Genomic DNA, 11,915 nt, shown 5'->3' with positions numbered 1-11,915 from the left:
TTTATCTCTCTGGCGAGCCATGCCTGACAGTACAGGCGTGATCGCATTAAGGAAACGGTGTGTTTCCGGTGTACTTATGGCGTACTTATGAGGGATACATAATGTTTAGTTTTAAAAAGTGCCTGATTGCACTTTCAGTAAACCTGGCGGTTGTTTCATCCGGTTTTGCGTGTACGACCCTGCTGGTCGGCAATGAAGCCTCGGCGGACGGCTCAATGTTGGTGGCCCGTAGCGCAGACAGCGACGCGCTGAAAGCACAGCATTTTTTGATTCATCCAGCGAAACAGAACCAGACCGGGGTATACAGCACCAAAGCACATAATGGTGCGAATGATTTTACCTGGCCGCTGCCGAAAAACTCACTGCGTTATACCACCGTGCCTAACTGGAAAACCCAGCTACACGGAGCCACCGGTTTTAACGAACTGGGCGTTGGCGTCAGCGGGACAGAATCTATTTTTGCTTCACCGAAGGCGCTGGCCGTTGACCCGTACATTGAGGATAAAGGGATCACCGAAGACGATATCCCGGACATCTTACTGTCACAGAGCAAAACCGCACGTGACGCGGTGGCCCTGCTGGGGCATATCGTTGAAACCGTCGGCGCAGGTGAAGGTTTCGGCGTTGCCGTCGTGGATGATAAAGAAATCTGGTATCTGGAAACCGGTAGCGGTCACCAGTGGATGGCACAGCGGCTGCCAAATAATCAATATTTTGCCACCGGTAACCAGGGACGTTTACAGGATTACGATCCACAAGACCCGAACATGATGGCGTCGAAAAACCTGATTGAATTCGCCAGCGAAAAAGGTCTGTACGATAAGGCCAAAGACGGCAAATTTAACTTCTCCACAGTCTATACCCGCGATGATGTACGTGACCGTACCTATAACGACCCCCGCGTGTGGACCATCCAGAAAACGTTTAATCCTTCCGTCAATCAGGATATGGCCGCAGGCCGCGAGTTCCCGGTATTCCTGAAGCCGGAGAAGAAGATGACGCTGGATGATGTGAAGTCAGTGCTGCGTAGCCACTATGAAGGCACCAGCCATGATCCGTACACCAACGGTCTGAACGGCAAAGAACCGTGGCGTCCTGTCAGCGTATTCCGCACCTACGAGGCCCACGTGATGCAGGTCCGTCCGTGGCTGCCAAAAGAAATTGGTGAAACAACTTACATTGGCCTCGGTATGGCCGATCTTACCGCCTTTGTTCCTTACTACAGTGGACTGAAGGCGTATCCGGCCAACTATACGATGGGGACGGATAAAGCAGACGATCAATCCATCTACTGGAAGTATCGTAAATTACAGACGCTGACTATGACCGATTATCCTAAGCTCGCGCCCATCGTCAAAAAAGCCTACAAAGCGTGGGAAGACAAGGTTGCACAGGAGCAAAAAGAGGTTGAGGCCGAATATCTGAAGATGGCGAAAACCGATAAGCCTGCCGCAGATAAAATGCTGAATGACTTCAACCTGCGCATCATGGCCGACGCCGAGAAGCTGACGGAAGACCTGACGAATCAGCTGTTCACTATCCGCACTAAAGATATTCAGTCTGATATTTTCTTTGCTAACGCAGCCAAAAAAGACTGAGTCACCGCACGATAATCATCTGGCGCAAAGCAGACACGACGGCTTTGCGCCAACATCAATCAGGATCAGGGGAGTTCATCCAGCATCGGGGTTCTGAGATGGGTGTTTGCCCAACAGGCAGCCTGGGTTCGATTACTCACGGCGATCTTTTTGAAGATATTATAGATATGCGTTCTCACTGTGTTTTCACTGATAAAAAAGGCATAAGCAATCTCCATATTAGATGCCCCTTTCGACAGTTCAGTCAGGATTTCATATTCCCTCTCCGTTAGCAGCCAAGCATCGTTATCGGGTTGCGTGAAACCGATATTTTCTTGCAGCGGAGTGTGCGTTGGTTCTGAGCAGGGAGTTTGATAACCTTCTTTAATCACATTAAGCAAATGCTCGATGGTGCAATTGCTGGGGATGACGGACTCGAAATTCGGCCATGACATGCAGTCATACAGCGACAGCGATCTCAGGTAATTGATAATGTAGATCCGTACGTGATATTGATTATCATTGAGCAATCTTGACCATACTTTTTTAATTTTTTGACTGGATGCCTGAATATCATAGAGAATAATGCTTCCATCACAGATAAACGACATATCCGGTCGATTAATATTAATAAAATCAACAAGAATACCGACTTTCTTATTGAGATAATCCAGCAAGAGCTGTGTCTGTATCGACTGGTTGCTAATCAGTATGATCTTACTGTCCATGTTAAGCATAGATGGCCTTCATTCAAATGATGAGTGAAAATACTTCCCTGGCATTATGGTATACAAAATCAACGTCGCGTAATGACTTAAGATTAAAGATAATCTGATTGCGTTATGAAAATTTAGCTAATTGTGCAATATAAATATTCGGTTTTTTCGAGTCATTGACTATTGTTATCTATCACATTTTGATATCAACACTTTCAGGAGCCAGACGTATATTATAAACATGACAGATGATAATATTTTATGACAACTCATCTTTCTCTGCGACTCTTAATATCATTTCCTGAGTGAAATACGTTTAATTTACCATATACAACTCCAGCATTTCTTACATAATTCATATGGAGCGTAAGCCTGGCTGGACATATATACCCTATGTGTCAACAGCAATATCAATGATATCAGAGGCGCTGTATCTCTACATGAGGAACACATTATGAGTAAATTATCTTTAGTAACGTTAATTGCATGTACAGTCTCCATTCCTTCAGCTATGGCATTTGGTGGCTTCGGACCTGGCCTGGAGTCACACGGAAAAGTTACTTTTACCGGACAAGTTTTCGCCAACTCCTGTAAAATATTGAGTGGTGATAAAGATAAACACGTAAAACTCAACCCCGTACTAAATACACTTATAAAAAAAACTAATACGGTACAAGTTCAGGGATTTAGCATCCAGGTAACTGACTGTTTTATCCATGAAAAGGCAGTACCGAAACTGGCATGGGGCAAGGGAAATATATTGACTGACGATGGATACCTTAAAAACACGAGTCTCAACGGGGCGATAAACGTAGCATTACTATTAAGTGATGGTAAAGGTAATAAAATTAATCTTCACGACAATGATCTGAGATTTGAACCGGAAAAAAATTACATTAAAGGTGATAAATCTATCCTAACCTATAAATTTAACGTAGGTTATATTATGCCAAGTAAAACTTTTATTCTTGATAGAGCCACTGCTGGCTCTGTGAGCGCTCAGGCAAACTATAGCATTACCTATCTCTAAATACGCAATGCCATCGCACTTGGTGCCATAATACCCAGTGCATGGCATTTATTTTTATAGAGGTTTTATGAAAATTATTTTTTCTTTATTGGCCCTATTTTCAATGTATGCTGCGCACGCTAATAATATTATTGTTAATGGTACCCGGTTTATTTACTCTGAAGATGTTGCAGAAATCACCATCCATATGACCAATACGGGAAACTCACCATCGCTAGCGCAGATATGGCTGGATGAAGGCGATCTGGAGAAACTTCCCGAGGACATCACCACACCATTTATTATCTCACCACCGATTGCCCGCGTTGACGCGGGAAATGGGCAGTCGCTGAGAATCAAAAAAGCAGCCGATAGACGTATTTCCGCCACAGATCGCGAGTCGCTATGGTGGTTAAACATTCTGGATATTCCCTCCGTGGATAAAAGTAAAGTCACGGAGAATTCGTCGATGCTCAACTTAGCCATTCGCTCACGCTTTAAATTTTTCTGGCGTCCCGCGGGCTTAGGTGAACGGCAGAATGCTGAAAGCAAGATGCAAATTCTCGCTAACAACGGTGATATCACGCTGGTTAACCCAACACCTTTTTTCATTACGGTTGCGGATATCGTAACGGCTTCCGGCAATGGACTTCTGCGCGAAGGCGTGATGGTAGCCCCTAAAAGCAGCAGCACTATTACCGCAAAGCACAATGTCAGACGCGGCGAAGCAGTCTTTTTACAGGCAGTCAGTGATTACGGTAGCGTTGTGGAATTCAAGACCACCATTAATCAATAGAAAGGGATAGAAAGGAAGACAAAATGGGTTTATGTAAAAGGATATTCACCCTGCCCTGCATTATCATTTTACAGAGTTCATTATATTCAGTTGCACTCCACGCAGAAAACAATACTCGCTATGAATTTGATAATGCCGTCCTGATGGGCAACGCATCTCTTAATGATTTGCGTTCTTTTAATGCGGCAGGCTTGTTACCGGGCCAGTATATAGTCGATATATATATCAACGATAACTGGCGCGGACGTCGTGAGCTGTTATTTGAAAAAAATGACCGCGGGGAATTAGTCAGCTGTTACTCGGGGCAATTTCTTAAAGGTGTGGGCATCGACCCAAGTAAGATGAATGATACGCTGGCCGCGAATCCCTCACGCTGCGCCAGCATCGCCAAATGGGACCCAAGTGGGAAAGCCAACGAGCAGCTCAACACCAGCCAGCTTGAGCTACGCATCACCATCCCACAGGCCTATGTCGAGAATCTTGACAGCAATTATGTTCAACCTGAATTATGGCAACCGGGGATCCCAGCGATTAATTTCGGTTACAACGCAGATTATTACAGCACCCAGCAGCGGGGTCACGATCACGCCAGCACGGACAGTGCGTGGTTGGGGATGGATATCCGCGGCTCCGCTGGAGGGTGGCTGCTTGAGCATTTTGGCAGTCAGAACTGGGACAGCAAGGTGGGTAGCCATTACGCCAATAACCGCACGACGTTAAAACGACCACTCCCCGGTTTGGGATCCATGTTCAGCGCCGGGAAGTTTTATACCGACAGCCAGATGTTCGACAGCATTGCTCTTCTTGGGGTGGGGCTGGCTTCCGAGGATTTAATGCGCCCGGATAGCACGCTGAACTGGGCTCCAGTCATTCGCGGGGTGGCAGAAACCAATGCCCGGGTAACCATCACTCAGGACGGACAGACTCTTCACCAGTCCTCCGTTCCAGCCGGGCCATTCTCAATTGAGTCCGTGCTGCCCGCCAATTCCGGGGGCGAGCTACTGGTGACCATTCAGGAGTCTGACGGACGTATCCGTCGCTTCACCGTGCCTTACGCCAGCGTCCCGCAGTTGCTCAAACCCGGTGTTTCACGCTATGGCGTGGCCATGGGTACCGTTGATGAAGATAACAATGATGACGACCCGTTTGCTGCTCAGGCTTACTGGCAGTATGGCCTGAACAACTTTCTCACCTTGTACAGCGGCGCATCCGGGTTTGAACGCTATCAGTCAGCGCAGCTCGGTAGCGGCCTCAACAGCAGACTTGGCGCATTCGCCATTGATGTTACGCAATCACGCCTGCATCTTGATGATGACCGCCATCAGGGCCAGCAGTACCGTCTGACCTGGAATCGAACTCTGGCCTGGTCTGAAACCTCGCTCTGGCTGGAAGCTAAATACAGCTCACATCACTTTTATGGCCAACGCGACGCCCTCGATGCACTGGATGCCGAAAAGTCTGACAACCCCTTTCGCTCATTACGCGAGAAACAGTCGTATAGCGTCAGCATCAATCAACCGTTATCAGACACCTGGGGTTCATTCTATTTGTCCGGCTCACTTAAAAAGTACTGGGATCAACAGGACAATTATCGCCAGTATGCCGTGGGCTACACAAACTCATGGGGTAATCTGACCTGGAACATATCAGCACAACGACTCTGGAATGAGGATGATCACGGTTCGGTCACCAAAGACGATCAAATCATGCTTTCGTTAAGCTATTTTCTGCCACGAGACAACGCCGGATTTACACAGATTTCGTCTGACAGCTACGCGAATAACGGAACAGCCAGCAATACGCGCCTCGGTTTCACCACCTCTTCCGATGATGAAAATAATATCGTATGGGGAGTCAACACCGGCTACGCTCGCGGTGGCGATGCAGAATGGGGCGCCAACGGAATGATCCGCACCCCTTACACCTCAATAAACGGAACATGGAGCCAGGGCAACTCGTGGCATCAGATCAGCGGAGGGATGAGCGGGATGATGATCGATCACGCGAAGGGAATCACCTTCTCACCAGAGCGCTCTGATACCGTCGCGCTGGTTTACGCACCGAATGCCAATGGCGCACATCTAGACGGCGTGCCAGGAACCCGCTTCGATAAAAACGGTTATGCCATTATGCCGTGGCTGCGCCCGTGGCGCGTTAATGACGTGATGATCGATCCAAAAGGCTCCGCTGACGGCCTGACATTCAGCAAAACCCAGGGAAAAGTTGCGCCTTACGAAGGCAACGTCGTACCCGTCATCTTTGAAACAAAATTGCAGCGACAGACGATTATTTATCCCCGCCTTTCAGACCAGCAGAAATTGCCGTTCGGCGCCATTATCCGCGACCGCACCAATAACCATGTTGGCTATGTCGGGCAAGGCGGTGCGCTCTATATTGATGAAACCACCTCACCGGACGTGTTTGTTTCCGTGGAAAACAGGAAATGTACGATCGTATTAAAAAGCCAGGAGGCCACATGCCGCTAATACGGGCTGCTTTTATTCTGGGTATTACGTTGGGCATTCATCAGACGGCTAGTGCTGCATGCACACTGGCCTCGCAAAAAATGATTGTCCCACCGGAAACCGTCACAGTGAAGCGTGCTGTTCAGTCCGGAGGCGTGATTCAGTCACGTACGATTTTGGTTCCCAATGTTCAGGGGACGGAATGCACAAACAGCCTGCCGTTTACCGCTCAGGTGATGGGCGATCGGTCGGTAGCAACCTTACCCGGCATCCTGCGCAGCAACGTAAGCGGTATCGGTCTGAAAGTCTCTCTGGAAACGTCAACCGGACGCACCATCCAGTGGCCATCAGCGTTCAGGGCAACTCCGGACGAGTTTAAAAACAGCAAGATCAATATTGAATTGATTAAGCTGGACAGCAGCCTTCCTGCTGCCTCTTCGTCAGGCTCATTGAATCTGCAGATAAAAAGTGAAACGCAGTCGCAGCCGGTGGTGGATATCGTCCTACCGGCAAAATATATCACGCTGCTCAGCCGTTCCTGTAAGGTGCAAGGTAACCGCACGATCAACGTAGAATTGCCCGATGTACCGCTGAAGCACTTTAAGCGTCACGGCAGCACAACGGCAAGAAAACCGTTTTCTATCGACCTGCTTTGTAAGAACGACTTCTCCACGCCAGCCCGGGTTATCTTGCGCTGGAGCACCCTCTATAGTGGACAGGATCGTAACATTGGCGTCTTACCCAATATTCTCCCCAACGGTGCAAAAGGAATCGGCATTCAAGTTTTAGATCAACAACAAAACCCTATCAACTTTAATCAGCAGTCCACATTTCCGTTAACACATCAGGATAAAGGGAAATACACTATTCCTTTTCATGCACAATATTATCAAACGGAAAGGAACGTCAGCCCCGGGAGGGTTCGCGCCGTGTTGTATTTCAATGCGGAATATGAATAACCATCGATAAATAAGACGTGCAGCATGGTCTTTGCTCCACGAAAGTGGAGCCTTTTTCATCAGGACATGTCCGATCGTCATAGGTCTAACGGAATATAGTGCTCACAGATAATTGTCTTATTGATAACATCTTGTGGATGATAGCGAAACACTTCAATATCAAAACCGGGCTTTCTTTTTAATTTCAACTCCGGCATTGATTTCAAATAAATATATTTTGAATACAATGGATAGGCATCTTTCCTAAATATGAATGAAAAACAGGCATATTCCCCCGGAGGGTACTCATAGCGGTTATAAGCGTTCAGCGCATGATGATTCTTGCTGCCAATAATGGTTCTAATCTTCAGTCGCGTCGTCGACCTGGGATGGGGCGCAAAATCGGTAAGCGCCCACACATCTTGCTTTAAACTGGCAAGCTGATCGAATATCAGGTTAAGACGTTGGAGGTGTGAGTCCTCGGTTGGCGGGACTGGCGAATCATAGCGGTACTGAAACCCGGAAACAACATCAGCTGGTAACGTCCTTAGCTGTGGTTTATCGATAATGGTATCGCCGTGTTGCGCATACGACAGCAGCGGCGAGAGATCCCAGTTCGTGTTTTTACGGTACTCTCTCGGTGTACAACCCGTTAATTTTTTGAATTCACGGGAAAAAGATTGCTGTGAATCGAACCCTAGCCGCACCGAAATATCGATGATATCCATCATCGTCAGGCGTAACAAAGAGGCCGCTTTGGTAATCCGTCGCTTGCGAATATAGAGGCCTACCGGCATATTGATTCGCTGTTTTATCATTCCCTGAATATGTCTTCGGCTATACCCGGAAAAACGGGTAAGGTCGTCTATATCAACACCTGTGACGTAATTCTCTTCGATATAAAACAAGACGTCATTAATCGTCATTGCTTTCAACATACCTTCTCTATCTCCATTTAAAAAAGCATCCGTGCCCACCTTTGAAAACGGGATAACGGGATAAACAAATAACCCGATATTAGAGAAGGCTATTTTTACGTTGTATAGCAATGTGCACTATTCGCGTCAAACAAATTTAAACGAATATACATACCCCACGTAAAACTATACGCAAAATACTCCATTTTAATATAGTTAAGTTCGGTATTTATTAATACTTAATGGCTGCGGAGAAGCGCTGACGGTTAACGACGCTCAGAGGGAAGCATCATCAGCGTTTCACACCGCGCCTTCACGGCGTCGTGCAGCAGGCGCACCGCCGTTGAAAGCTGTTTTCGGTGCGGGCAAATCATATTTAGCGGGACTTTTTCCCCCTGATAATCAGGCATCAGCAACTGCAAACGACCGTCACGTACATCTTCACTCACGTCCAGCCACGACTTATACGCAATCCCCTCACCGGCAATCGCCAGACGACGGATCACTTCGGCGTCATCGCTCATAAACGTGCTGTTGACCTGCACACTACTGACCTCACCGTTGCGCGTAAACGTCCAGCGGTCATGGAGTCGCCCGCGTAAGACGAAGGTCATGGCATTTAACGGCGCTAAATCATCTGGTTTTTGCGGCTCACCGTGCTGCGTAACCCACCCCGGAGAAGCCACCAGCACGCGTCGATTACCAGGAGCCACGGGCAGTGCGATGTAAGACGCATCCTCGGTATTACCATAACGAAACGCGACATCGACGGGATCTTTAAACACATCAGTCACCTGATCGGAGAAAAAGACCCGCAGGCGCAGGGCGGGGTGGCAACGACGAAATGACTGAAAAACAGGCAGCAGCAGGTTACGCCCGAGATCGGACGGCACCGCAATTTGCAGCGTGCCGGAAATCTCATCCTCGGGTGTCTGAATTTTCTGCAGACCGGCATGCATCACGTCCAGCATCTGGCGGGCATAGGGCAACCAGACCTCGCCTTCCGGTGTCAACCGCAGACTACGCGTGGAGCGCGCAAACAAGCGTATGGTCAGCGTGGACTCCAGGCGCTTGATGGCGGAACTGACCTGGGCCGGCTGGACGCCGACTTCGCGCGCCGCATCACTAAAACTGTTAAGCGCCGCGGCGCGGACAAACAACGTGAGATCTTCAAGCCGGAACATTTTCACTCCCCGAGTATAAGTCCTGTCGCCGTGAGGCTATTTTTCCCGTTCTGATGCCGGTTTACCATCGAATTATTCAACAGATAAACAGAATCCTGTAACCGGAGAGATTATGAAAGCCATCGCCATTACCCACGCCGCAACCGACGGCAGTAACATCGCATATTTACAAGAGATTGACCTGCCAACGCCCATTGCCAAAGGGCATGACCTGCTGGTTGAGGTGAAAGCGATTTCCGTTAACCCTGTTGATACCAAAGTTCGCGAGGGATTCAGCGCTGATACCCCGCGTGTTCTGGGCTGGGATGCGGTGGGCGTGGTGAAATCCGTCGGCGAGTCCGTAACGTTATTCACACCGGGCGACGAAGTCTGGTATGCCGGCGCGCTGGGTCGGGCGGGCAGTAACAGCGAATTTCAGCTGGTTGATGAACGCATTGTCGCGCTGAAGCCGCAATCGCTGGATAACGCCTCTGCCGCCGCCCTGCCGTTGACTGCCATCACCGCATGGGAAATGCTGTTCGACCGCCTGGGTGTTGCGGAAAATGGCAACGAAGGCGACGTATTGTTGATCGTCGGTGCAGCGGGGGGCGTCGGTTCTATCCTGACTCAACTGGCGAGTAAACTGACCAAAATGACCGTTATCGGCACAGCATCGCGCCCGGAAAGCCAGAAATGGGTGCGTGAAGCAGGTGCACATCATGTGATCGATCACAGCAAACCGCTGACCGAAGAGCTGGCACGAATTGGAGTTAAAGAGGTCACACACGTTGCCAGTCTGAATAATACCGAACAGCACTATCAGCAGATTATTAGCGCCCTGGCCCCACAGGGCAAACTGGCACTGATTGACGACCCAGAATTCCTTGATGCTCGTCCGCTAAAAGCAAAAAGCATTTCACTGCATTGGGAATTTATGTTTACCCGTTCAATGTTCGAAACCCATGACATCATTGCCCAGCACCAGCTACTGACCCGCGTGGCGCAACTGATCGACTGTCAGACGATCCGTACTACTCTGGGCGAGCATTTGGGCACTATTTCTGCGGCGAACTTACAAAAAGCCCATGCGCAAATTGAAACCGGTCGTGCGGTAGGCAAAATTGTTCTGGAGGGGTTTTAATATGTCTGACACTGAAGTGATTTCTATTATTGCGGTACTGAAAGCCAAACATGGGAAAACCGACGCCCTGAAACAGGCACTGCAGGCCTTACTGATGCCCACGCGTCGGGAACCGGGCAATATAGAGTATGCGCTGTTTCAACTGCGCGATACGCCGGATGTGTTTTACGTGCGCGAATCCTGGCGGGGTCAGGCCGGTCTGGACGACCATATTGCCCTGCCGCATTTCCAGACGTTTATCCTGCAAATGAACGATCTGCTGGCCGAGCCGCTGCGTCTGGATTATCTGACGCCGATTGCGCCTTAATCTCTTGATGAAATCCCCCGCCACACGGGGGATATTCAGTCAGGCATTACGCCCCGCCATCACACCGCCATCCACATCCCAGACAGCCCCGGTCACCCAACCCGCTCTATCAGAAAGCAGGAATGCGACGGTTTCTGCAACGTCAACTGGCGTCCCAACCCGGCCTGTCGGATGGAAGCTATCAAAGCTGCTCATCACCCCCTGCACATCCTCTTTCGGAATAAACCCTTCATAGATAGGCGTGTGTACCACCGCTGGAGAAACGGCATTAACACGAATACCGCAGCCCCCCAGTTCAATGGCCAGATTTTTCGTTAAGGTATGCAGGCCCGCTTTTGCCATCGAGTAGGCCGAAGAGGGCGTCGCCGCTATCGCTTGTTGTGCCCACATCGAACCAATATTCACAATGGCACCATTTATCTTTGCCGCCACCATATTGCGCACCACATCCCGGGTAATGAAGAACATCGCACGGTTGAGGCTCATGTACAGATCATAATCCGCAACCTCATGTTCAATAAATGGTTTCGGCAAGAAAACCCCGGCCGCATTGACCAGCAGGCTGATGTCGCGGTGTTCGGTATTCACTGTTTCCATCACCTGGTGCATTCCGGCTTCTGACATCAGATCCGCGGCAATGACCGCGACATGACCCATTGCCGCCAGCGCCTGACGCGCCTGCTCAGCTTTATCGGCACGATTACCGACCAGCACCACACGTCCACCCTCTTTCAGGATCAGTTTCGCAGTTTCAAGTCCCATCCCACTGGTCCCGCCCACCACTAACAGTTTTTGTCCGGCAAATAATGCTTTCATCGTTAACCTCGTTTCAAAAATTCCTTGATGCGCTAAAGATGCCACCCGGCAGAGGTGATGACGAATGAGA

11 protein-coding genes are annotated in these 11,915 nt (G+C 49.2%); 7 read left to right on the top strand and 4 right to left on the bottom strand.

Going from position 1 to position 11,915, the window contains the following annotated elements; all coding sequences use genetic code 11:
• Positions 1–101: 101 nt before the first annotated feature.
• Positions 102–1,598, top strand: coding sequence for a C69 family dipeptidase (locus M2374_RS14940; RefSeq protein ID WP_259155247.1), 1,497 nt, complete (start codon positions 102–104; stop codon positions 1,596–1,598).
• A gap of 65 nt (positions 1,599–1,663) precedes the next feature.
• Here M2374_RS14940 and M2374_RS14935 read toward each other — a convergent pair whose 3' ends face one another.
• Complete coding sequence (locus M2374_RS14935) at positions 1,664–2,314, bottom strand: LuxR C-terminal-related transcriptional regulator (RefSeq protein WP_117342577.1); 651 nt, start codon at positions 2,312–2,314, stop codon at positions 1,664–1,666.
• 433 nt (positions 2,315–2,747) lie between these two features.
• Between M2374_RS14935 and M2374_RS14930 the strand changes: the two genes are divergently transcribed.
• The 4 genes from M2374_RS14930 (at position 2,748) to M2374_RS14915 (ending at position 7,522) form a co-directional block, all read left to right on the top strand.
• Positions 2,748–3,323 (top strand): fimbrial protein, encoded by a 576-nt coding sequence (locus M2374_RS14930; protein WP_181688625.1) that lies wholly within the window; start codon positions 2,748–2,750, stop codon positions 3,321–3,323.
• A gap of 67 nt (positions 3,324–3,390) precedes the next feature.
• Positions 3,391–4,098 (top strand): molecular chaperone, encoded by a 708-nt coding sequence (locus tag M2374_RS14925; protein WP_146718187.1) that lies wholly within the window; start codon positions 3,391–3,393, stop codon positions 4,096–4,098.
• A 23-nt stretch (positions 4,099–4,121) separates the two neighbouring features.
• Complete coding sequence (locus M2374_RS14920; protein WP_181688624.1) at positions 4,122–6,584, top strand: fimbria/pilus outer membrane usher protein; 2,463 nt, start codon at positions 4,122–4,124, stop codon at positions 6,582–6,584.
• Positions 6,575–7,522 (top strand): fimbrial protein, encoded by a 948-nt coding sequence (locus M2374_RS14915; RefSeq protein WP_115257143.1) that lies wholly within the window; start codon positions 6,575–6,577, stop codon positions 7,520–7,522. The genes M2374_RS14920 and M2374_RS14915 overlap by 10 nt, the downstream gene beginning before the upstream one ends.
• A 77-nt stretch (positions 7,523–7,599) precedes the next feature.
• Here the strand turns inward: M2374_RS14915 and M2374_RS14910 are convergent, their stop codons facing one another.
• Complete coding sequence (locus M2374_RS14910; RefSeq protein WP_223240284.1) at positions 7,600–8,439, bottom strand: helix-turn-helix domain-containing protein; 840 nt, start codon at positions 8,437–8,439, stop codon at positions 7,600–7,602.
• A gap of 245 nt (positions 8,440–8,684) precedes the next feature.
• Positions 8,685–9,602, bottom strand: a complete 918-nt coding sequence (locus tag M2374_RS14905) for a LysR family transcriptional regulator (RefSeq protein WP_115257142.1) — start codon at positions 9,600–9,602, stop codon at positions 8,685–8,687.
• 112 nt (positions 9,603–9,714) lie between these two features.
• On the opposite strand from M2374_RS14905, the gene M2374_RS14900 reads away from it, so the two are divergent.
• Together M2374_RS14900 and M2374_RS14895 are read left to right on the top strand one after the other, a co-directional pair.
• Positions 9,715–10,722 carry a zinc-binding alcohol dehydrogenase family protein gene (locus M2374_RS14900; protein WP_115257141.1) on the top strand — a complete coding sequence of 336 codons (1,008 nt, stop codon included), beginning with the start codon at positions 9,715–9,717 and terminating at the stop codon, positions 10,720–10,722.
• 1 nt (position 10,723) lies between these two features.
• The gene (locus tag M2374_RS14895; RefSeq protein WP_115257140.1) at positions 10,724–11,029 is read left to right on the top strand and encodes a putative quinol monooxygenase; all 306 of its coding nucleotides are present in this window, start codon (positions 10,724–10,726) and stop codon (positions 11,027–11,029) included.
• 39 nt (positions 11,030–11,068) lie between these two features.
• On the opposite strand, the gene M2374_RS14890 is transcribed toward M2374_RS14895, so the two are convergent.
• Complete coding sequence (locus M2374_RS14890; RefSeq protein ID WP_135911193.1) at positions 11,069–11,845, bottom strand: SDR family NAD(P)-dependent oxidoreductase; 777 nt, start codon at positions 11,843–11,845, stop codon at positions 11,069–11,071.
• Positions 11,846–11,915 lie beyond the last annotated feature (70 nt).

It is taken from the genome of Citrobacter sp. JUb117, assembly GCF_024809055.1.
In the GTDB taxonomy this organism is placed as follows: Bacteria; Pseudomonadota; Gammaproteobacteria; order Enterobacterales; family Enterobacteriaceae; genus Citrobacter; species Citrobacter gillenii.
The sequence above is the reverse complement of the archived record's forward strand: the minus strand, read 5'-3'. Positions and strand labels throughout refer to the sequence as shown.

What these genes read in the sequence shown, in the direction of transcription:
- M2374_RS14905 (WP_115257142.1), bottom strand. Translation starts at nt 9,602, where the DNA reads ATGTTCCGGCTTGAAGATCTCACGTTGTTTGTCCGCGCCGCGGCGCTT.
- M2374_RS14935 (WP_117342577.1), bottom strand. Translation starts at nt 2,314, where the DNA reads ATGCTTAACATGGACAGTAAGATCATACTGATTAGCAACCAGTCGATA.
- M2374_RS14910 (WP_223240284.1), bottom strand. Translation starts at nt 8,439, where the DNA reads ATGTTGAAAGCAATGACGATTAATGACGTCTTGTTTTATATCGAAGAG.
- M2374_RS14900 (WP_115257141.1), top strand. Translation starts at nt 9,715, where the DNA reads ATGAAAGCCATCGCCATTACCCACGCCGCAACCGACGGCAGTAACATC.
- M2374_RS14940 (WP_259155247.1), top strand. Translation starts at nt 102, where the DNA reads ATGTTTAGTTTTAAAAAGTGCCTGATTGCACTTTCAGTAAACCTGGCG.
- M2374_RS14930 (WP_181688625.1), top strand. Translation starts at nt 2,748, where the DNA reads ATGAGTAAATTATCTTTAGTAACGTTAATTGCATGTACAGTCTCCATT.
- M2374_RS14895 (WP_115257140.1), top strand. Translation starts at nt 10,724, where the DNA reads ATGTCTGACACTGAAGTGATTTCTATTATTGCGGTACTGAAAGCCAAA.
- M2374_RS14925 (WP_146718187.1), top strand. Translation starts at nt 3,391, where the DNA reads ATGAAAATTATTTTTTCTTTATTGGCCCTATTTTCAATGTATGCTGCG.
- M2374_RS14915 (WP_115257143.1), top strand. Translation starts at nt 6,575, where the DNA reads ATGCCGCTAATACGGGCTGCTTTTATTCTGGGTATTACGTTGGGCATT.
- M2374_RS14890 (WP_135911193.1), bottom strand. Translation starts at nt 11,845, where the DNA reads ATGAAAGCATTATTTGCCGGACAAAAACTGTTAGTGGTGGGCGGGACC.
- M2374_RS14920 (WP_181688624.1), top strand. Translation starts at nt 4,122, where the DNA reads ATGGGTTTATGTAAAAGGATATTCACCCTGCCCTGCATTATCATTTTA.